Source organism: Tenacibaculum sp. (genome assembly GCF_050290165.1).
GTDB lineage: Bacteria > Bacteroidota > Bacteroidia > Flavobacteriales > Flavobacteriaceae > Polaribacter.
Genome location: NZ_JBNKHD010000002.1, coordinates 196610 through 217148, shown reverse-complemented (window position 1 = coordinate 217148; position 20539 = coordinate 196610). Strand labels below are relative to the sequence as shown.

Here is a 20539-nt window from a genome sequence, read left to right as displayed (position 1 = left end):
AGAAATTAGATTTTTTATCTGCGAAGGAAGAAAATATGATTGTTACTGAAAAAGGAATTATAAAAGAAGCAGTTTCTAAACTTGAAATGGTTTTAAGTGAATTAAAAACCTGTGAATTACAAGAGAAAGAAAAATATATTATTAAAAGCAATGAGTTGTTTAAAGACACAGCTAAATCACAACTGCCAACTAATTTCAATTATGATAAAGACCGTTATGTATATCTTATCAGGTATTTAGCTACTGAAGATACATCTGATAAAATAAAAAAAGCGTTTGAAGATTTTAGTTCAAAGAATACTCCCAAAATAAAAGGAATAACGTTTAATCTTCCTCGATATAATGAAGAGCATAATTCAAAGTATCTTTACGTGGGGACATCTAAAAAGTTAAAAAACAGAATTAAACAACATTTGGGGTTATCATCTAGTAGACAGACCTATTCTTTACATTTAATTCATTGGTTTCCAAAACAAATAGATTTAGAGATAACTATTATTAAAGTATCTTCAGAAAATAAAATGGTTTTTGAATCAATTGAGCAAGCTTATTGGGATAACTATGAGCCTTTATTTGGTAAAAGAAGTGGTCTTTAATACAACGCCTTCACTTTCTCCTTATAAGTTTGTCCAATAGGAATTTCAATGGTTCCTATTTCAATATCGAGGTTGGTATAAGCAGTTATTTTATCAATCGCTACAATATAAGACCTGTGTATCCTAACAAACTGTTAGGTAGGGAGTTGTTATTCAAGACTCCCAATATTTGATTTTACAACCAGTGTTTTTTCCTCGGTATGAATTTTAACATAGTCTTTTAAGTTTTCAACATAAAGTAGTATGAAGCTACACTGGTTAATGTTTATATAACTATGTAGTTAACTAAGTATTTTTTAGTATCTTTACAATACTAATTGTAAAAAATGGAAAGAGATTTTATTAAAGAACTTGGTTATAAGGCATTAGATAATAGACTTAAACGTATTAGCGATAGAATGTCTCATGATACAAGAAAATTTTTTAAACAAATAGATATAGATATTGAACCTAGTTGGCATTTAGTATTCAAATTATTAAAAGAAAAAGGGATGCTTACAATGGCTGAAATAGCAGAACAGCTTGGTTATACACATCCATCAATGGTTGTTATGCTTAAAAAGATGACAGCCAAAGGTTATATAGTTTCTGAGAAAGACACTGTTGATAAAAGAAAACAAAACATAAAATTAACTCAAAAATCTCTTGATTTATTTCCTGAATTGAAACAAATATGGGATAGCTGTGAAAATGCTATTTATAAAATGCTTAAAGAAGACCTCTCAATTATTAAACATCTGGATGAAATTGAAGCTTCGTTAAAAGCTTGTTCTTTTAACGAGCGTTTTTATAATGAATATCAAACCAAAAAAAATGAAAACACATAGCAAACCTAAACAAAAAGATGCTGAACTATCAAGAAGAGGTATGATTAAAACTTTAGGATTGGGGTTAACACTAGTTACACTTCCTTCCTTTATGTCATCGGCTATGACAGAAGTTTCGGCAGAGGCGTTAGATCATGGAGAGCAAATTATTCCTGTAACGGAAAGAGAGTTAATAGATATGCAAAAATTTATTGAAGATTGTATTGCGGCAAACAAAGAATCTAATCCTCAAGAGGCTGTTAAAGAGGTATTGGCAAGAGGGGTGTCAAATCCGTCAGCAATGTTAAAAGCTATAGGAAATCCAACTGAAGCTGGGTTAAAAGTATTCCTTCGATCTAAAGAACTGACTATTTTCGCTGCATCATGGACACCTCAAATGAATCTCATGCCACACAACCATCTTATGTGGGCAAACATAGGTATTTATACAGGAAGAGAAGACAACATACTTTGGAAGCGAAGTGAGAATAAGTTAGAGGCAGATGATGTAAGATGTTTATTTGCAGGCGATGTAGCTACGCTAGCTCTAGCTACAAATGCAATTCATTCAGTAACAAATCCGTTGCAAAGATTTACTGGTGGACTTCATATTTATGGTGGAGATTTCTTTGCTACTGAGCGCAGTCAGTGGGATCCAGAAACACTTAAAGAAGAGCCTTCAAATGGAGAAGTTATACGTAATATTTTCAAGAAAGCTAATGAACAAATGTATAGAATGAAAAACGATTAGTGTTACTTAATAAAAAAATCATGATGAAAAGAAAGTTAATATCAAGTGGAAGTCCGTATGAAGACATTATCGGTTTTAGTCGCGCTGTAAGTGTAGGGCCATATATAACAATTGGAGGAACAGCTCCTTTAGATGAAAATGGAAACACAGTAGGAATTGGAGATATTTCGTTACAAACCAAACAATGCTTAGAAATCATTAAAAAGGCGTTAGAAAAAGCTGGTTCAAGTTTGGATGATGTAGTTAGAACTCGATTATTGTTAACGAATATCGATGATTGGAAAAGTGCAGCCGAAGTAAGAGCATCTTATTTTAAAACTATTAAACCTGTTGATACCATCATGCAAGTATCTCGTTTCATTAATCCAGATTGGTTAATAGAAATAGAGGTTGATGCTATTGTATCTTCATAAAATTTCATCTAAAGCATATTATTTTTACGCTTTTCTAATTTTTGTAATAAAACTATATCTTTTAAGGTTTTTGTTCTTGATTTGGTAACATTTCTTCAGGAAAAGGGAATAAAATTGTTGAGTTTTTTTCTGCTGCTATGTTAGATAATGTTTGGTACAAACGTAGTTTAATAGCTGAAGGCGATTGATCTATAAGTTTACCTGCTTCCAAAAGTTTTGCAGCCGCTTGTTCTTCTGCTAAAGCTAAAATAATGCGAGCTCTTCTAGAGCGTTCTGCCTCAGCTTGATTCGCCATCATACGGCGCATATTTTCAGGTAATTGTATATCCTTTATTTTAACATCATTTATTTCAATACCCCATTCTTTGGTTTCTAATTCCACAATTCCTTTGATATTTTTTCCCATTTCTTCTCGCTTAGAAAGTATGGTGTCCAGTTCAACTTTACCACAAACATCTCTAAGTGCTGCCTGTGCTAATTGAGTGATGGCAAATTTGTATTCTTCTACTTCTAAAACGGCGCGTTCAGGATCGTTAATCTTAAAAAAGACAACCCCATCGATACTACAAGGCACGTTATCTTCGGTCATTACTTCTTGAGAATTTATATTAAAAGTAATCACTCGAATATCAACAATTTGTATGGTTTCAATAAATGGAATAATCCATCTAAATCCAGGTTCTAAGGTTTTAACATACTTACCAAACCTAAATTTAATCGCTCTTTTATATTCGAAAATTATACGTATTCCTGCAAGTAGTAATAAACCTATAATACCTGAAAAAATAATAAATCTACTCATGGCTTTTCAGTATTAGATTGCTGTTGTGTACTTAAATAAAAAGTTTATAAACCTTGGTTTAGGTTTATGCTTTCAGTAATTTGAATTGTACTTATTGATAAGTACAATGGTGTGCTCTTCCTAAATTTACGAATTTTTAAAAGAATAGAAAGGGGAAATAGTATTTGTTTTTTTTGATTCTCTTAAGAGTTAGTTAAAATTTATTGTTTATTTGATATGTCAATTATATTTGTATCAAATTTTAATAATGAAGCTTGATTCACCCACAGGAACAATTCTTTATTTTATAGAGAAAACTATAAAAGAGTATAGAAAGTTATGCCAAAGAAATATAGATAAAACAGGTTTAGATATTACTGTAGATCAGACATTATTATTAATTATAATAAATGATAATTCAAAACTATCTCAAAAAGAAATGGCTGAATTGTTGTTTAAAGATTATGCATCTGTCACTAGAATGATAGAGTTAATGGTGAAAAAAGATTACTTAATCAGAGAGGTTAATAAAAATGATAGAAGACGGTTTAATTTACTAATTTCAGAAAAAGGAAGAGCATCTTTAAAGGCGTTAGAACCTACCATTCAAGAGAATAGAAGTGTAGCTTTACATGGTTTAATAAATGAAGAGCTCATTCAAATGAACACTAGCTTACAAAAAATAATTGCTAATTGTAAAATTTCAAAATAAATATGATAAATAAAATTCTTTTACTCGCGCTAACCATTTTGTTGTTTTCTTGCAAATCAACACAAATTAAAAAAACTACATCCACTGTTGCTTATAGTATTAATTTAAATGACCGATCTAACGATACATTTAAGGTAACTATTGATGTAAATAATTTATCAAAAGAAAATTCAATATTTCAGTTTGCTGCTACAGCACCAGGAACTTATAAAGTTATGGATATTGGACGTTTTGTGAGTAATTTCAAAGCTTATGATGAAGAAAATAAAATAATTTCAGTAAATAAAATTTCAGTAAATCAATATCAACTTTCAAATCCTGAGAATGTAAAAAAAATAACTTACGAAGTAGCAGAAACCTTTGATTCTCCAATAAAGGAAAATGCAGTTTATTTAATGTGTGGAACTTCAATTGAAAATGATCATGTACTTATTAATGGTCAAGCAGTATATGGGTTTTTTAGTGGAAAACAAGCTGATCCATTTACAATAAAGTTTACTTATCCTAATCATTGGAAAATAGGAACTGCTTTACAACAAGATAAAACGGGTAATTATATAGCTAATAGTTACGATCATGCTGTAGATTCACCAATTCTTTTAGGTGAGTTAAGTAGTGCTTCATCTAAAGTAGGAAATACAACTATTGATGTGTTTACGTTTTCACAAAACAAAGTAGTCAATTCAACTGAAATTCTTTCTTCGATGGAAGAAATACTTTCGGCAGCTGATAAGTTTTTATATGGATTACCTGTAGATAGATATACATTTCTGTACTTTTTTGATAATAAAGATGCAGGTGCTTGGGAACATTCTTATAGTTCTGAGTATGTATTAAAAGAAAACAAATGGAAAAACATTGAAACCTTTGTAAAAAATACCGCCGCACATGAGTTCTTTCATATAATTACACCTTTAAACATTCATAGTGAAATTATAGAACAATTTAATTTTGTAAAACCTGTACCTTCAAAACATTTGTGGTTGTATGAGGCAACTACTGAGTGGGCTGCTAATACAATGTTATTAAAATCTAATCAGATTTCTTTAGAAGAATACTTCGAATTATTGCATCAAAAAGCAGATGCCAACCAGTTTTTTGATAGTAATTATAGTCTTGAAAAATTAGCCCTTAATTCTTATACTGATGAAGGACAAGAGCAGTATGTAAATATTTACCATCGAGGAGCACTTATTATGGGATTATTAGATATTAAATTGTTAGAACTTTCAAAAGGTAAAAAAGGATTGCGTGAGTTGGTCTATGAATTGATTAAAAAATATGGGTCATCAAAACCTTTTAATGAGGCTACTTTTTATGATGAAATTGTGCATATGACAAATCCAGAAGTTAAAACTTTTATAGACAATTATATAAGAGGAGCTAAGCCTTTACCTTTTAAAGAAATGTATAAGAAAATAGGAATAGATTTTAAAGAAAAAGTAGTAGATGTTAAGGAAGTAGAAACAGGTTTACGTTACTACTTAGCAGATGAAGGATTTACAATACTAAAATGCTCAGATGAAGCTACTAAATTAGGGTTTGAAAAAGGAGATGTTATACAAACTGTCAACAATAAGGTTTTTAATGAAGATACTATTGAAAACATAAAAAAAATGTGGGCACATTTAAAAATTGGTGATGAATATTCAATAGCAATTAAAAGAGGAGATAAAATCCTCAATTTAAAAGGAAAAATGTTCCCTAAAGTTAAAAATTATGTTTTTAGTATAGATAAAGAAGCAACTCCGGAAGCTAAAAGCTTATTTAAGGCATGGTCAAAATCACTTTAACTATTGAAAGCTTGATTCTATATTACATCTAATATTCTAGTTAAATGAAATAGATTTATATATAAATAATGATTAAATCACTCTGTACTTTTGTATAAGGTGATTTATTTTTTTACTAAAACTTTATGAATAAATCTATAGTCTTACTTATACAATATAAAAGCAAAGTGTTTAAAACCACTTCGCTTTTATGTCTTTGTATTTAGTTCTTCCGATAGGAATACGGATTCCGTTTTTTAACTCGGCAATGTATTTACTTCCAGATTCTACAATAACTTCTTTTATTTCAGATATCTTAACTAAGTATGATTTATGAACACGTTTAAAAGAAGATGATAACAGCTGTTCTAGCTTTTCCAGTGATTTATCATGCAACTCTTTTTTTCCATCTTTTAGAAAGAGTTCTGTATAAACACCAGCTCCCTTTATATAAAGCACATTTTCAATAGAGATTAGCTGTACTTTATGTCTTTTTTTTACGGCTAAAAATTTAGGCGTATTTGTAGCTGTTGTTTCTTTTGAGCTAATTCGATTTATGGCTTGTTCTAACCGATCTCTGTTAAAAGGTTTAGGAACAAAATCTAAAACACCGTATTCAAAAGCAGTAATAGCTTGATCTTTGTAAGCGGAAATAATAATTGTATGGAATGATTCTGAAACTACCGTAGTAAGTAGATCAAAACCACTATCTCCATTAAGATTTAGATCTAGAAAAACAAGATCCAATGAATTATTTTCAATAAACTTTACTGCTTCATCAAGTGTATTGGCATACTTTAATGATTGTAAATTTTCACCAAAAATGTCACGAGTCATTCGTTCAATTCTTTTGGTAATTCTTAATTCATCTTCAACGATTAAAATGTTCATTTTCTTAACAATATATTTTTATAGTATTCTTCCAACCATGATTTACCGGTTCTGAAGTAAGTTCCCATTTATCTTGATAGCTCTCCGTAAGTCGAGCTTTTATATATTTTAGTCCCGTACCTTCCTTTTTAGTATTTGCATTTAGCCTTACTGGAATAGCGAATGTTAAAAATGTATAACACTTATAATTATTATTTGATTCAAAAATGAGCTTAAATCGAATACTGTTATCTTCTAAAGGCAAACTATGTGTTATTCCGTTTTCCAATAAGGTGTGAAGAATCCCAGGTGGTATTTTTTGCTCAACATCAATATCTTTTTCTTCCCAAGTATAGTCAATTTCTTTTCTGTATTCCATAATTTCTAGGAGTGAACGGCAAAGTGCAATCTCTTGGGTAATAGGTATTAATGTTTTATTTTCTATCTGATTAAAAAGATCAAATTCTTTGGCCAATGCCTCTATGAACAAAACACCTTTATCAGGTGCTTCTTCTACCCAATCTATCAATGAGGTTAGCGTATTCATGAGGAAATGAGGTTGAATGTTCTTTTTTAGCAATTCCAAACGCAGACGGGTAGATTGCACTAAAGAATTTTCATAAGCCAACCGTTGTTCTTTGATTCTGAGAGAAAGTAAATAAAACATTCCAAGAAGGATAAGACTGAAACCAGCAAAAAGACTTTTGTTAAAAGGAGCGAGAAAGGCTATGGGCAACAATAAAAGAAAGGTTAACATTACCAGACGCGCACCCTTCATCTTTTTATAAACTCCAAACGTCACTATCCCAAATGAAAACAACCACATACTAAAAACCATATTATTAGCCGTTAATTCGTAGACATATCTCGATAGGAAAAAAAATAATAAAATAACACTATAAATAATTAGCAGTAGTTTTCGTTTTGGGAAGGGAAACTGCATAGAAAAATAGAACGGAATTAAAAAAGAAATACTAAGCATAAGAAAGCTTATAACCCGTAATCGCGTAACATGCATACTGTAATGGATAGGCACATAGGTTTTCATAAATTCTGCTAATATTAAACCAAAAAACAAGAAACAACTAATACTAAATATTAGTGTTGCATACTCCTTTTTATGACCTAAAAAGAGAAATAGAAAATATATCGATGCAATAAGAAATGCTCCTGCAAAAATGTGCATGTAAGAAGTTTCAACGAGTCGGTCAGTTAAAAGGTCATCATAATAATCAATATCCATTTCCCATATACCTGCGTGATTTCCAAAATAATAAAGGCTTGCACGAATAGCTAACAAGTGCTCTCCCTGTTGCGTCAGATGCGTCGGAATGCTATGAGTCGTCCACAAACTCCCTTCGGGTCCCAAAATTACTTCTTGTCCTGGATTCCCATTTTTACCAATCAAAACTCCATCCCAAAAAACTTCGTATTCTCCATAGACATGCAATTGAATACCATAAGGATGTAATGTTTTGGGTGCCTTTAAAATATCTATCGGAGTTCTAAACCAGAAAACCCGACCATCTTCCATAAAAGGTTTTCGTGTCATCCAATCCTGATTATTCCAATTTTTTGTAGCCCACTCTTGTTGATCTCCTACTTTAAATACTGTTTTATGTTTTTTAAAAACAGGCTTTTGAGCGCAAGAGTTCGCTAAAAACAACAAGCATATTAAAAGTAAATTATACCAAGGTCTTAAGTTCATTTATATTGAATTACCGACGCAAGATAATCATTATAAGATGTCTTCTTAGAGCAGTTTATTAAACTATAGAGCAGTTCATATAATATAGATACCATAAGTAAGATAAAAAAGCATCCTTTGTAAGAAACAAAGCCATTTTGAAGGTTATAAAAAACATTTGAAGCTAAATATACTTAACGAATAACATATGAAAACTAAAAATTTGAAATCAGTAAAATCTTTAACTTTTTTGACTTTATTACTAGGTAGTATTGTTTATTGTCAAGAAAATAAATCGTCATCGTATACGATTGCTTATGGGTCAAAAGAGTCAGGTGATATGGAAATATATTTAACTGACTCTGAAGGAAAAGAAAAGTTTAAGCTTACAAATCGTAAAGGTAGAGATGGTTATGTGGCGTGGTCTCCAGATGGGAAAAGGGTAGCGATGTATGCTTATCATGATGGCGGAAACACATGGTCTATCCATACCATGAATATTGATGGTACAAATAGGCAGCGATTAACGTACGCAAAAGACAAATGGGACAGTTCACCTACATGGTCTCCCGATGGCAAAAAGATTGCTTTTGCAAGAGCATACGCTAATGTGAAAGGTGCTTGGCAAGAAGAAATCTGACTAATGAATTCTGATGGAAGTGAGCAAACTCAAATAAAACCATTAGAAGGAGGCGGGGCTGTTTTTACTCAAGATGGTAAACTACTCTATCACTCAAAAAGGGAATCGTATGAAATATGTATAGCAGATATTGATGGTAGCAATATTGTTAGGTTAACAAACAATGATGCAAAGGAATTACATCCTGATATTTCACCTGATGGCAAACAAGTAGCTTTTATGTCAGATAGAGACGGAAATTTTGAAATTTATGTGATGAACATTGATGGTTCAAATCAGAAACGATTAACAAATAATAATCACGAAGATTGGAACCCTTCTTGGTCTTCTGATGGAAGTAAAATAATTTTTCAATCAAGCGAAGCAGATGGAAAGCATGTTAATATTATGAATACCGATGGCTCTTCTGCAAGAAGATTTATAGCTAATGCCTCAGGTGCCGCTTGGTTAAAAATTCATAAGTAACTCTTATAAAAATAGTATAAAAATGAAAAATATTATCCCAGTTCTTCTCATCATCATTCTTTTTCAATCATGTAAAGAAAAATCAACTATTAAAACTACAATTGACTTAATTAAAAAGGTAGAAAATGGTCTTACAACCCCAGTATACATAGTGGGTGATTCAACATGGTCTATAGAAGAACGTATGAAACACTATGGAATTCCAGGTGTAAGTATAGCTGTAATACATAATGGTAAAATAGTGTGGACAAAAGGCTATGGTGTAACTAATAAAGAAAGTAACACTCCTGTAACAGAGCAAACACTTTTCCAAGCAGCATTAATTAGCATGCCGGTAACTTCGTATGGAGCATTAAAGTTGGTAGAACAAAATAAGGTAAGTTTAGATGAAAACATTAATAGCTATTTGAAATCATGGAAATTACCAGACAATGAATTTACCAAAGAAAAGAAAGCCACCATACGAAATCTTTTAAACCAATCTGCCGGAATAACTCTTCATGAAATTCAAGGATATAGTACAAACTCAGATATACCAACACTTATTCAGATATTAAATGGAACTTCACCGGCTAAAAACGTGCCAATCATTGTGAATCAAGTGCCTGACGAAAGCATCCATATTTCAACCCCTAGCTATGGAGTTATTCAACAAATGATGATAGATGTTGTGGGTAAAAAGTTCCCGGAAATTATGAATGATTTAGTGCTGCAACCTTTAGAAATGAGTAACAGTACGTTTAATCAACCGCTTACTAAAGAACAATTAGAGAAGGCGGCAACAGGTTATTTAGATGATGGCTCTATAGTGAAAGGTAAAAGTTATACCTATCCAGTAATGGCCTCTAAAGGATTATGGACAACTGCAGAGGACATTGCCAAATTTATAATCAATATCCAGCAAACTCTAAAAGGGAATAGTAGTAAAGGATTATCAAAGGAATTGACAGAATTAATGGTTACCCCATATGGAAAAAGTAGTTATGACTCATGGTTTCAATATGGACTGGGAATTCAACAGCTTGCTAAGAAAGATGACCTCTATTTAAGACATTGGGGGTGGAATAGAGGGTTTTATGCTGAGATAATGGCACATAGAGATAAAGGCTATGGTGTAGTTGTATTAACGAATTCCACTTTTCCAGCTTTTAATGCAGAGGTGATTCGTGCTGTTGCTCGGGCTTATCAATGGGATAATTATGTCCCAGAGTATAAAAAAATAGAAATCGAACAACGTCAAATTGACCAAATCACGGGGAGATATGAGACCGATGATAGGATCGTAGAAGTGTTTCAAAAGGACAATCAACTGTTCACCAAAAATATACTTGACGAAAAAGCTGAAGAACTGATCAAAGTCTCAGATAGTATTTTTGTTAAAAGAAATACTAGCCGACTGATTCAATTCAAATTAGATTCTGAAAATGAAACGGTCAATTTACTTTATTTGGATAGAAATGATGGAACCATTGCTGCATCGCTGGTTAAGCGCAATAATTATAATAAAAGACCAGTGGAGTTCCTTTTGGAAGGTGACTTTGAAAAAGCACTGAATGCTTATAGCGACTTAAAGGAACAGAACCCTACTCACCCTACAGTTACTGAAGACTATTTAAATGAGCTTGGTTATCGTTTTTTTCACGAGAATAGAATGACATTATCGTTAAACGCTTTCAAAGTGAATATGATGCTCTATCCAGATAGCTTTAAAGTGTACGACAGCTATGGAGAAGCTTGTATGAAAGTAGGAGATAATAATCAGGCGATTATAAATTATACTAAATCAATAGCATTAAACCCTGAAAATAAAAATGCTAGTGTGAAGCTTAAGGAATTACAAAAAAGTGAACAAAACAAACAAAAGGAGAAGATATGAAAGTCACAAAACTATTAATACTGACATGTGGTATATCGGTTAACGTTGTCTTTGCTCAAAAAAATACTGAAAATACCACCAGCTTTCCATATTTAGAAAAACCTTATCTAGGTCAAATACCTCCTAGTTTAATACCAGAACCTTTTGCTTCTGGTATTGTTACGACAGACGGATGGGAAGTTAGCGGAGTTTTCACCCCAGACCTAAAAGAATTCTATTTCATTAGAGAAGGAGAGGAGGGAGTGGAGCAAGAATTTGTTGTGGTTCAATGCGAAAATAATCAATGGAAAGATTCTGTTATTTCGTCTAGGATTGGGATCCCTTATATTTCACCCGATGGTAAAACGATGCATTTGGGCAAACGTTATAAGCAACGAACTGAAAATGGTAAATGGTCAGAGGTAAAAAATCTTGAATATCCTTTTAAAGACCTACCAATTATGCGTCTTACATCCTCAGCTAAAGGGACTTATTTTTTTGATGAGTTCAAGTCAGATTTTACTGGTGATATCCGATATTCTCGATTGGTAGATGGAAAATATGAAGAACCTAAATTACTTAATAGTAAGATAAATAGCGGAAAAAGTTTTCATCCCTTTATCGCTCCAGATGAATCGTATCTTATATTTGATGGAAAAAGAGAAGGTGGGTACGGCGATTCTGACATCTATATCAGTTTTAAACAACAAGATGGTTCTTGGGGAGAGCCTGTTAATATGGGAGACAAGATTAACACCAGTTCTTGGGAAGCAGTTGCCTACGTTACGCCAGATGGGAAATATCTTTTTTTTAATAGAAATATGGGTTCAAAAAACTATGAAAATGTAGATATATTCTGGGTTAGTGCACAAATTATAGAGAAGCTCAGATCCAAACAGTAAATTTATTATATCATGTTAAACAAGCAATAGAGAGCATCCATTTAGGATGCTTTTTTATTTTAATAGTATACTATAATTTATATTAATAACATGTTAATAACTAAGTTGATGAAAAATAATAAGTAGTTGTTTATCAATTTCTTAAAAAGAATTATGTTTATATCGATATTGAAAACGAATAGTCTAGGGGAATCATTTGCTTGATTTTATTAATTAGTTTTTGCAAATGATTTTTTTCATGTGTAATTAAAAGTCGGGGGACAACTAATACACATGAATCGATAGTAAAAACCTTCTTCAGAAGGTTTTTTTGTGAAATTTATTTTATGAAAGTCAACGAAATCGAGTTTACGAGATTCACGAGCACCTATTTATCAAATAGGGAGAGGAGCGAGTAAACACTTTTTATGCGACGACGTAGGAGGGAAGCTAACAAGTGTAATAGTATAAGAATTATAAGTTTAATTTAGTTTCAACTCTTTCAATATATTTATCAAGTAAATATGTTTTTTCATCTAAATCTTTTGCTTTTTTATAATACTCTAAAGCTTTTTCATATTCTCCATTGTCATAATGATAAATGCCATAATTTAGATAACAATAAGAATTGTTACCATCTAATTTCATAGATTTTTCTAAATCTAATAATCCTTCTTCTTTCAAACCAAGTTTAAATTTAGCAAAACCTCTATTATTTAATGCGTAAGCAAAGTCTTCATCTAATGCAATGGCTTCTTCAAAATCTTTTATTGCACTTTCATAATTCTCCATCAGATTGTAATTATAGCCTCTATTATTTAAAGCAATACTGTTTTTTTGGTTAAGTTCGATAGCTTTATTGTAATCGATTAATGCTTTCTCATATTCACCAGAGATAGATTTGATTAGACCAGAATTTATATAATCGTCTGAGTTAAAATTCTTCTTGAACTTATTGTTATATAAATCATTTAATCTTGAAGCATTAGAATAGTCTTTTATTTGTAGGTATGCACTTATTAATAGTTGATATATTATACCTTCTTGAAAACCTTTTGCGTAAATTTTTTCGAACTCAACAATAGCCTGATTATATTGCTTATTGTTATAATAGTCTACACCAATATTATATTCTTCAGGTACTTTTTTATACTTCAATAAATCTATTATTTGCTTACCATCATTAAATACAATCAATCCATCATATAGTTCGATTGGATTTTTACTAGGAATAATATTTACAAAAAAGTCATAGTAAGTTGAAACATTGAAAAAGAACAATATAATTCTTGTATTATCATTTAGGTCACTAAAAAAGACTAAATAGGTTAATATAAAGGATAAAACCAATGAGGCAATTGGTCCCATTAAATCGATTATGATTTGTTTATTTATTGATAGTGTTTTTTGCTCCAAAACACAAAGCCCAATTTTCCAATGAAAAGGATTTCGATTCAAAAAAAGTTCCAATCGTCCCATATGGATTTTTATGCTTTTTTTAGGATTTCCATAAGAACCCAGATATAATGTCACTTTCTTATCAGTAAATAAAAGAGCGGGTATACCATGGCCTAATTCATGAATAAATGTTGAAAAAGGTCTTAAAATTATAAAGAAGAAGAACAGAAAAATTAAATAATAGAAAAAAAGCATATGTTTTTTAACTTCTTAAATTTTGATTTAGGTTTCGAATATAGTCTAATTTCTATTGAAGTGCATAATCCCAATATGTAGTTAATAAAAGTTAAATTAAAACAAATATTTTTATTTACGTTTTTCAATTCAGCTATTTTAAAATAGCTGAAAAATAGCAAGTTTTTAATTTAAAATTGTTTTTATATTTGATTAAAAACTTGTTATGTCAATACCAAATACACCATCGCTTTCAAAATTAATTAAAAGTGGAAGTGAAGGTGGTCATGAATTTGCTAGAATTATTAATCAATTATTATTTGAGGACTCTCAAATGTATGATTATTATTTTCAATCGTATTCTGATTCTGCCGGAGATTATAAAGGTGTAGATGCCTTAATGGAAAAAGGATTAAAAAAAATTGGGCTTCAATATAAGTTCTTTGAAGGAAACCCTAAAAGCAATAAATCTGATTTAAAGAAATCCTTATTTAATGCTATTGATAATTTTCCCAATATGGATGAGTGGATTTTAGTTACTCCTGATAATTTTACTAAACATGGAATGCAATGGTTAGATGAAACCGCGTCTTTGACTAATATAACGATAAAACATTGGGGGCACTCAGAGATAATAACTTTTATGCTTAAATATCCTCAAATAGGAAAAAAGTATTATCATCCACAAGTATTCCAAAATTATATTTCTTCTCTCGATAGAGAACCTACAAAGTCTGAATTAAATGACTTTTTTAATCAATTTACAAATCCAGAGATTGACCGTAGAGTTATTTTTTTAAATGCACAACCAAATATTACAGATATAAAAAAAATATTTAGCGAAGACATCTATAAAGAAGTTAGTGATAATATGTATTTATTATATAGAGATGTTTTTGAATCAGATAAAAGTTTGGAATCTGATTATAGAGATATTAGTAATTTGAAAATCTTATCTACATCTGTACAGGAATTAAACGAAAGAAGAAGTAATTTACCTGGGGGAATGGCAATGGTACAAGATGAATATGAATGCTTTAATCCAAATATTACTTTTTACACAATAAAAGTAGGAGGGATTTCTTATAGTGTTTGGTGTTTTGTAAACGGGAAGTGGGTTTTTATTCCAAAACCTTGGAGAATGATTTATAGCATTTATGGATTAAGGGAAAGTAAAAAAATAAATAGAATAATTCGTTGGTTAAAAATACTTGGTGTAAAAACTAATGAATTAAAAACTGTAGATATTGTTGTTAACTATATCATTCATGGTTTAAACTCAAAAAAAAATTAATTCATTTTTAGTAGAGATATACGATAATTAATAAAATAGATTTTAAATGTATTTATTATGTTAAATAGAAGTCGTGATTAATGAAAACGAGAGTTTGATGACCACATGTATTATAGAGGTTTATTAATAATTAAATAATAAGAAGTTACAATGTTTTCTAAAATATCACGAATTATAATTTATGAATATATATCGTGTATGAAATCTTGACACATGAGAATCACGTATTTGAAAATTTTCGAAGTATTGTACAGAATATTCAAAATATTGTCGAGAATATAATGATGTGAAATTTCAATTAGTTCAAACTATATTCTTTAAAAAATAGTTTTTACTATTAAATGCTGTGAGATATAATTACTGCTAAGTTATAGCTGAATAGAAATACTTACCAAATCGATATAACTAAATACAGTTTTAGCATAGAATCATCCACTCAAAATAATCTACATTAAATGTATTATAATTAATATTATGTTAAATAGAATATTTAGAGATTAAAATTTAACAAATATTTTAGTTCCTCTTACTTCCCTTATTTATTGAGGTTTTTGATTAGAAACTACCCTTAGTTTAGGCGTTCTATGCAATTATTTTGGTAGGGTAATTTTTAATATCTCTGTTTAAGTAATATATCCGCGGAACAAAGATTTAACAATTATTAAAAATTTAAACATTATGAAAAATATTAAAAGAATATACATCTTTCTTTTTGTTGTTTTATCAATTTTTGCGGTAAACGTATCATGTAGTAACGATGATGAAATTGTAATTGCTCCTACTGATGCTACTGATACATCTGGCTCAGGTGGTGATACAGGAACAACAGGAACTGTTGAAGGTAGCGAAGGTGAAATTACGTTGTACAAAGTTGATGGAGACGAAATTTCTAAAATACAAGATTATAAAGTAAAAGATAAAGATTTAGAGTATCAAAAAGATATAGCTAAACACCAAGAAATATGGGAGTTGGTTAAGAAAATTGTTCCTGCTGATCAAAGAAAAAAACTGGGAGAATTTTTAATCTACAACGGTGAAGTTACTGGAAGTGCTGGTTTTGTAATTGAAATGAAGAGCGATTTGTCGGTATGGCAAATGGGAATCGCTATTAATTATGCTTATGAAGGAGGTTTTAATGCTGGAGGTGAATTAGCTTACACCATTATCCACGAGTTTGGACATGTACTAACCTTAGATAACACGCAATTGGATGCAGCTGTAACTCAAGAAAACTGCAAAAACTACTTCCCTGGTGAAGGTTGTGCTTTTGAAAACTCATATATAAACGAATTACATTCTAAATACTGGAACGACATTTGGAGTGAGTATCAAGAAGCTAAAAAAGACGAATCAGCACAAGAAAAGTTTTATGAGAAGTATAAAGAAAGATATGTAACTCAATACGCTTCTACTAACCCAGGTGAAGATATCGCTGAAGTTTTTGCCACTTTTACTACACTAAAAGACAAACCAGAGGGAAAAACAATTGCTGAGAAGAAAATACTACTTATGTATGACAGAAGTGAGTTGGTTGCTTTTAGAGATCATATTCGAAAAAATTTAGCACTTAGAGGAAAAGGAAATGCTGTAGCGTTTGAATTACCAGAACCAGGAAAATGGAAACAAGCGACTACGTTTGGAAATCCACATAAAACCAAATGTAGAAGACATTAATAATAATCAGGCATCATTTAGGTGCCTTTTTTAAGAAATTTATGAGACACTTATTTTTAATATTAATAGCATTAACATTAACGAATTGCTCTAGCTCAAAAGATGTAAAGGAAGCTGCTTTTTTATATTACGGAAAAACACAATGTTTAGGAAAATGCCCTGTATTTGACATGTATCTTTTTGAAGATGGTAAAATTTTATACGAAGGATTTAAAAATGTGGATTTATTAGGCAAACATGAATCTTATTTGAAAGAAGAAGAATTAGAAAGTATAAAGCAAAAACTAAAAGAAATTGATTTTTCTACTAAAGAAAAATTAAAAAGAGACATCCCTAATACGGTCTTAAAATTTAAAGGAAAAAGGTTAGTTACTCAAAATAATGAACAAGTAAAAGCCTTGATAAATCTGCTAAGTAAAATAAAATTATAATTTTTTTAACAAAAAAAGTAGGGTAATTACAGTTATTCCTGTTTTTATATAAGAAGATGATATTAAAACATAAGACGCTGTTAGGAATAGACCCCTTCACTTTTCATAATTTTCACAAAATAAATTTATTCTAAGCAGCGTCATTTTTCTATTAAAAGTCAAAGGATATTGTTTGTTTTCAAGTAAAAAGGCTATTTTTTTAAATAGCCTTTTTTAACGATAAATAAATACTTCATGCAAAATAAAGGCAGTACTTTTGCCTAATGCAAGAAAACAACCAGTCGAAATTAGAATTTATAGCCTTAATGGCATCCTTAATGTCGTTAGTCGCTTTATCTATAGATGCATTATTACCCGCATTAGAACATATAGGAATTAGCCTAAATATTCAAAAAGAGTCTAGCAGTAATCAATTATTAGTTACAATGATTTTTTTAGGATTGGGTTCTGGTCAATTAATTTCAGGACCAATTTCTGATAGTTTGGGACGTAAACCAGTTATTTATGGTGGTTTTGTGCTTTTTGTAATTGCTAGCTTTATTTGTGTAAGTGCATCAAGTATAGAGATGATGGTTTTTGGAAGAATTTTACAAGGAATTGGTCTTTCTGCTCCTAGAACCATAAGTATAGCAATGGTAAGAGATAGTTTTAGTGGTAATTATATGGCTAAAATTATGTCATTTATCGTAGTCATTTTTATTCTTGTCCCAGTGGTGGCTCCTGCTTTGGGAAAACTTATGCTAGATACTTATGGATGGAGGTCCGTATTTTATAGTCAATTGATTTTTGGAGTTTTTGTAATGTTTTGGTTGTGGAAACGCCAACCAGAAACACTAAAAGAAGAGAATAAAATAACGTTTTCTTTCCGCTTATTTTCTGATGGATTAAAAGAGTTTGTTAAGTTTAAACAAGCGATTATTTTCACTTTAATATCGGGGTTTATTACGGGATCTTTCATGGTATATTTAAGTGCTTCACAGCAAATTTTTCAAGAACAATATTTATTGGTAGAAGAGTTTCCTTACATTTTCGCGGGTTTAGCTATTTCGGTAGGATTTGCTACTTTTTTAAATGGATCGTTTGTTATGAGGTTTGGTATGCATAAATTGGTGTCGTTTTTCTTAATTATTTTCACCCTTGTTCCTATCGCCTATATAGCATTCTTTTACCAAAAAGCAAACCCAAGTGTGGAAATACTATTGTTGTTTTTTGCCTTACAATTTTTTGCTCTTGGCTTTTTGTTCGGGAATCTTCGTGCCTTAGCAATGCAGCCTGTTGGACATATCGCAGGAATTGGAGCTGCAATTAATGGTTTTGTGTCTACTATTATGGCAGTACCTATTGCAACTTTTATAGGGAAATATGTGGTAACCACTACTCTCCCACTTTTTATGGGCTTCTTCGTTTGTGGAGTTTTGTCTTTAGTATTATTAAATTTTACAAAATTAAAACCAGTAAATAGTTAAAATAATGAATGTTGATATTCTTTATGAAGATGATTTTATCCTTTGTGTATCAAAACCTAACAATGTAGTTGTGCACCATGCGCATCATTCTAGGAATGTAGCTGAAGAGGATTCATTATTACAAATCTTACAGCAACAAATTGACCAAAAGGTATATCCAGTACACCGTTTGGATAGAAAAACATCTGGAATTATTTTATTGGCGAAAGAAAGTGGCTTTGTAGCAAAGTTTCAAGAATTGTTTACCAACAATCAAATACAAAAAACATATTACGGTATTGTTAGAGGTCATGCACCAGAGACAAAAATTATCGATTCACCAGTAAAAGGAAGAGATGCAAATGTGCATAAAGATGCAGAAACACATTTAACAACAGTAAAGACAGTTACGGTTGATATTCCTGTAAAACCATATAACACTTCAAGATACAGCTTGGTGAAATTAGAACCTAAAACAGGAAGATTACACCAGTTACGCATTCATATGAACAAAATTAGTCATCCTTTGATTGGTGACCCTAAGTATGGAGATAAAAATCACAATACAATGTTCATTGAAAATTTTAATTGCGAAAATTTGTTTTTACATGCGCATTCTTTAGAGTTTGTACATCCTTATTCAAATGAAGAATTAGTATTAATAGCTAATTTTCCAGAGGATTGGAATACTGTCTTTAATAGATTTAATTGGGTGTTATAACTTATTGATTTAGTAGGCTCTACTACTCTATTCTTATTTTTTGTTGAATATTAACAAACATAGAAATTTTGTTAATATTTAAACAATGCAAAATAATTTCGTTTTTTTAACGATTTGTTAATGGATTGCTTAATTAATTAACTTTTCATAATAACTTAATTTAAGAAAATGAAAAATTTAAAACCCTTCATCTTAGCAATTACGGCATCAATGTTAATGGTTAGCTGTAGCGACAACGAAACCAATACTATTGATAATCCTAATGCTAAATTATTTGAATCTCATTCTCACGAAGTGTGTAGCTATATTGATAGCTATTGGGGCTCAAATGCTTACATTAGTTCAACGATTGTAAATCAATCAGAGACTAATTTTATTAAAAATCAAAATGTAAAAATAGCTGATGTTTTTAACATCAATACTATTCCATTATATTTTGCAAAAGGTTCTGGTACTGCTAATGCTATTTCTTATGGTAGCGGTTACATTATTTATGGAGAAGAATTATACAACATGGCATTAAGCCAAGGTGGTAGAATTTCTTGTGCTATGGTACAAGCTCATGAGGTAGGTCACCAATTACAGTATCAAAACAATTTACCTTCAAGAAGTGAAAGTACAGCGAGAGCAACTGAATTAGAAGCTGATGGTTTTTCTGGATATTATATCAAAAAACCTAATGGGTACAATGCAACTTGGACTCAAGCTTCAGCAGCTTATAACTTTGCAGCTTCTATTGGAGATTATAATACGACTAGTTCAGGACACCACGGTACTCCTGCTCAACGTCGTTCAGCTTTCCGTTTAGGTTATTTATTAGGAGATTATAATTTAAGTGTAAGTAGCTTTGATTACAATTTCTTCTATTACTATGATAACTACGTATTGCCTGGTGCTTTACGTCAACACTTAGAAAAACCAGCTGATATTGATGAAGATTTACACAATTTCATCTTATCAAAAATGGAAGAGTTGAGAAAAATTAATTCTGGAGAAATTTCGAAAGAAGAATTTGAAAAATTATAAAAATCAATAACTAAAACTAAAAAATAAAAGTTAAGTTAATTATTAAGCAATAAAAAAGGGTTACAAAATTTGTAACCCTTTACTTTT

21 protein-coding genes are annotated in these 20539 nt (G+C 30.7%); 16 read left to right on the top strand and 5 right to left on the bottom strand.

Annotated features, from left to right (window positions below):
• Window positions 1–35 precede the first annotated feature (35 nt).
• Window positions 36–596 carry a GIY-YIG nuclease family protein gene (locus ACQY6M_RS03010; RefSeq protein ID WP_428740333.1) on the top strand — a complete coding sequence of 187 codons (561 nt, stop codon included), beginning with the start codon at window positions 36–38 and terminating at the stop codon, window positions 594–596.
• Here ACQY6M_RS03010 and ACQY6M_RS03005 read toward each other — a convergent pair.
• On the bottom strand, window positions 593–718 hold the full coding sequence (locus ACQY6M_RS03005; protein ID WP_428740614.1) for a hypothetical protein: 126 nt from the start codon (window positions 716–718) through the stop codon (window positions 593–595). The genes ACQY6M_RS03010 and ACQY6M_RS03005 overlap by 4 nt on opposite strands.
• Window positions 719–922: 204 nt before the next feature.
• On the opposite strand from ACQY6M_RS03005, the gene ACQY6M_RS03000 reads away from it, so the two are divergent.
• From ACQY6M_RS03000 to ACQY6M_RS02990, 3 genes are read left to right on the top strand one after another with little or no spacing between them, the layout of a single operon-like run.
• A complete protein-coding gene (locus ACQY6M_RS03000) occupies window positions 923–1423 on the top strand; it encodes a MarR family winged helix-turn-helix transcriptional regulator (RefSeq protein ID WP_428740332.1) in 501 nt (166 codons plus the stop codon).
• On the top strand, window positions 1410–2153 hold the full coding sequence (locus ACQY6M_RS02995) for a hypothetical protein (RefSeq protein ID WP_428740331.1): 744 nt from the start codon (window positions 1410–1412) through the stop codon (window positions 2151–2153). The genes ACQY6M_RS03000 and ACQY6M_RS02995 overlap by 14 nt, the downstream gene beginning before the upstream one ends.
• A gap of 20 nt (window positions 2154–2173) precedes the next feature.
• Entirely contained in the window at window positions 2174–2566 is a 393-nt protein-coding gene (locus ACQY6M_RS02990; protein ID WP_428740330.1) for a RidA family protein, read from the top strand.
• A gap of 61 nt (window positions 2567–2627) precedes the next feature.
• Here ACQY6M_RS02990 and ACQY6M_RS02985 read toward each other — a convergent pair whose 3' ends face one another.
• Window positions 2628–3368 (bottom strand): slipin family protein, encoded by a 741-nt coding sequence (locus ACQY6M_RS02985; RefSeq protein ID WP_428740329.1) that lies wholly within the window; start codon window positions 3366–3368, stop codon window positions 2628–2630.
• A 247-nt stretch (window positions 3369–3615) separates the two neighbouring features.
• Here ACQY6M_RS02985 and ACQY6M_RS02980 point away from each other — a divergent pair, with 247 nt between their 5' ends.
• Both ACQY6M_RS02980 and ACQY6M_RS02975 read left to right on the top strand, forming a co-directional pair.
• Window positions 3616–4059, top strand: a complete 444-nt coding sequence (locus ACQY6M_RS02980) for a MarR family winged helix-turn-helix transcriptional regulator (protein WP_428740328.1) — start codon at window positions 3616–3618, stop codon at window positions 4057–4059.
• A gap of 2 nt (window positions 4060–4061) precedes the next feature.
• A complete protein-coding gene (locus ACQY6M_RS02975) occupies window positions 4062–5852 on the top strand; it encodes a hypothetical protein (protein ID WP_428740327.1) in 1791 nt (596 codons plus the stop codon).
• Between the two features lie 171 nt (window positions 5853–6023).
• On the opposite strand, the gene ACQY6M_RS02970 is transcribed toward ACQY6M_RS02975, so the two are convergent.
• Together ACQY6M_RS02970 and ACQY6M_RS02965 are read right to left on the bottom strand one after the other, a co-directional pair.
• A complete protein-coding gene (locus ACQY6M_RS02970) occupies window positions 6024–6722 on the bottom strand; it encodes a LytR/AlgR family response regulator transcription factor (protein ID WP_428740326.1) in 699 nt (232 codons plus the stop codon).
• Between the two features lie 4 nt (window positions 6723–6726).
• Complete coding sequence (locus ACQY6M_RS02965; RefSeq protein WP_428740325.1) at window positions 6727–8409, bottom strand: histidine kinase; 1683 nt, start codon at window positions 8407–8409, stop codon at window positions 6727–6729.
• Window positions 8410–8596: 187 nt separating this feature from the next.
• Between ACQY6M_RS02965 and ACQY6M_RS02960 the strand changes: the two genes are divergently transcribed.
• Genes ACQY6M_RS02960 through ACQY6M_RS02945 form a run of 4 tightly spaced genes read left to right on the top strand, consistent with a single transcriptional unit; the run spans window position 8597 to window position 12250 of the window.
• Complete coding sequence (locus tag ACQY6M_RS02960) at window positions 8597–9028, top strand: TolB family protein (protein WP_428740324.1); 432 nt, start codon at window positions 8597–8599, stop codon at window positions 9026–9028.
• Window positions 9029–9031: 3 nt separating this feature from the next.
• On the top strand, window positions 9032–9493 hold the full coding sequence (locus ACQY6M_RS02955; protein WP_428740323.1) for a TolB family protein: 462 nt from the start codon (window positions 9032–9034) through the stop codon (window positions 9491–9493).
• A 22-nt stretch (window positions 9494–9515) separates the two neighbouring features.
• Entirely contained in the window at window positions 9516–11369 is a 1854-nt protein-coding gene (locus ACQY6M_RS02950) for a serine hydrolase (protein WP_428740322.1), read from the top strand.
• Window positions 11366–12250: a hypothetical protein gene (locus tag ACQY6M_RS02945; protein WP_428740321.1), complete on the top strand. Its 885-nt coding sequence runs from the start codon at window positions 11366–11368 to the stop codon at window positions 12248–12250. Before ACQY6M_RS02950 ends, ACQY6M_RS02945 begins: the two co-directional genes overlap by 4 nt.
• Before the next feature lie 453 nt (window positions 12251–12703).
• Here the strand turns inward: ACQY6M_RS02945 and ACQY6M_RS02940 are convergent, their stop codons facing one another.
• Window positions 12704–13762 carry a tetratricopeptide repeat protein gene (locus tag ACQY6M_RS02940; protein ID WP_428744908.1) on the bottom strand — a complete coding sequence of 353 codons (1059 nt, stop codon included), beginning with the start codon at window positions 13760–13762 and terminating at the stop codon, window positions 12704–12706.
• A 325-nt stretch (window positions 13763–14087) separates the two neighbouring features.
• Between ACQY6M_RS02940 and ACQY6M_RS02935 the strand changes: the two genes are divergently transcribed.
• From ACQY6M_RS02935 to ACQY6M_RS02910, 6 genes are all read left to right on the top strand, one after another.
• A complete protein-coding gene (locus ACQY6M_RS02935; RefSeq protein ID WP_428740319.1) occupies window positions 14088–15155 on the top strand; it encodes a hypothetical protein in 1068 nt (355 codons plus the stop codon).
• Between the two features lie 678 nt (window positions 15156–15833).
• Entirely contained in the window at window positions 15834–16829 is a 996-nt protein-coding gene (locus ACQY6M_RS02930) for a putative zinc-binding metallopeptidase (RefSeq protein ID WP_428740318.1), read from the top strand.
• Window positions 16830–16870: 41 nt separating this feature from the next.
• Window positions 16871–17260 (top strand): DUF6438 domain-containing protein, encoded by a 390-nt coding sequence (locus tag ACQY6M_RS02925; protein ID WP_428740317.1) that lies wholly within the window; start codon window positions 16871–16873, stop codon window positions 17258–17260.
• A 263-nt stretch (window positions 17261–17523) separates the two neighbouring features.
• Window positions 17524–18726, top strand: coding sequence for a multidrug effflux MFS transporter (locus ACQY6M_RS02920; protein WP_428740316.1), 1203 nt, complete (start codon window positions 17524–17526; stop codon window positions 18724–18726).
• Window positions 18727–18730: 4 nt separating this feature from the next.
• Window positions 18731–19426, top strand: coding sequence for a pseudouridine synthase (locus tag ACQY6M_RS02915; protein WP_428740315.1), 696 nt, complete (start codon window positions 18731–18733; stop codon window positions 19424–19426).
• A gap of 168 nt (window positions 19427–19594) precedes the next feature.
• Entirely contained in the window at window positions 19595–20452 is an 858-nt protein-coding gene (locus tag ACQY6M_RS02910; RefSeq protein WP_428740314.1) for a metalloprotease, read from the top strand.
• The last annotated feature ends 87 nt before the right edge of the window (window positions 20453–20539 follow it).

What these genes read in the sequence shown, in the direction of transcription:
- ACQY6M_RS02975 (WP_428740327.1), top strand. Translation starts at nt 4,062, where the DNA reads ATGATAAATAAAATTCTTTTACTCGCGCTAACCATTTTGTTGTTTTCT.
- ACQY6M_RS03010 (WP_428740333.1), top strand. Translation starts at nt 36, where the DNA reads ATGATTGTTACTGAAAAAGGAATTATAAAAGAAGCAGTTTCTAAACTT.
- ACQY6M_RS02960 (WP_428740324.1), top strand. Translation starts at nt 8,597, where the DNA reads ATGAAAACTAAAAATTTGAAATCAGTAAAATCTTTAACTTTTTTGACT.
- ACQY6M_RS02950 (WP_428740322.1), top strand. Translation starts at nt 9,516, where the DNA reads ATGAAAAATATTATCCCAGTTCTTCTCATCATCATTCTTTTTCAATCA.
- ACQY6M_RS02980 (WP_428740328.1), top strand. Translation starts at nt 3,616, where the DNA reads ATGAAGCTTGATTCACCCACAGGAACAATTCTTTATTTTATAGAGAAA.
- ACQY6M_RS02910 (WP_428740314.1), top strand. Translation starts at nt 19,595, where the DNA reads ATGAAAAATTTAAAACCCTTCATCTTAGCAATTACGGCATCAATGTTA.
- ACQY6M_RS02995 (WP_428740331.1), top strand. Translation starts at nt 1,410, where the DNA reads ATGAAAACACATAGCAAACCTAAACAAAAAGATGCTGAACTATCAAGA.
- ACQY6M_RS02955 (WP_428740323.1), top strand. Translation starts at nt 9,032, where the DNA reads ATGAATTCTGATGGAAGTGAGCAAACTCAAATAAAACCATTAGAAGGA.
- ACQY6M_RS02915 (WP_428740315.1), top strand. Translation starts at nt 18,731, where the DNA reads ATGAATGTTGATATTCTTTATGAAGATGATTTTATCCTTTGTGTATCA.
- ACQY6M_RS02935 (WP_428740319.1), top strand. Translation starts at nt 14,088, where the DNA reads ATGTCAATACCAAATACACCATCGCTTTCAAAATTAATTAAAAGTGGA.
- ACQY6M_RS03000 (WP_428740332.1), top strand. Translation starts at nt 923, where the DNA reads ATGGAAAGAGATTTTATTAAAGAACTTGGTTATAAGGCATTAGATAAT.
- ACQY6M_RS02930 (WP_428740318.1), top strand. Translation starts at nt 15,834, where the DNA reads ATGAAAAATATTAAAAGAATATACATCTTTCTTTTTGTTGTTTTATCA.
- ACQY6M_RS02920 (WP_428740316.1), top strand. Translation starts at nt 17,524, where the DNA reads ATGCAAGAAAACAACCAGTCGAAATTAGAATTTATAGCCTTAATGGCA.
- ACQY6M_RS02925 (WP_428740317.1), top strand. Translation starts at nt 16,871, where the DNA reads ATGAGACACTTATTTTTAATATTAATAGCATTAACATTAACGAATTGC.
- ACQY6M_RS02985 (WP_428740329.1), bottom strand. Translation starts at nt 3,368, where the DNA reads ATGAGTAGATTTATTATTTTTTCAGGTATTATAGGTTTATTACTACTT.
- ACQY6M_RS02970 (WP_428740326.1), bottom strand. Translation starts at nt 6,722, where the DNA reads ATGAACATTTTAATCGTTGAAGATGAATTAAGAATTACCAAAAGAATT.
- ACQY6M_RS02945 (WP_428740321.1), top strand. Translation starts at nt 11,366, where the DNA reads ATGAAAGTCACAAAACTATTAATACTGACATGTGGTATATCGGTTAAC.
- ACQY6M_RS02965 (WP_428740325.1), bottom strand. Translation starts at nt 8,409, where the DNA reads ATGAACTTAAGACCTTGGTATAATTTACTTTTAATATGCTTGTTGTTT.
- ACQY6M_RS02990 (WP_428740330.1), top strand. Translation starts at nt 2,174, where the DNA reads ATGATGAAAAGAAAGTTAATATCAAGTGGAAGTCCGTATGAAGACATT.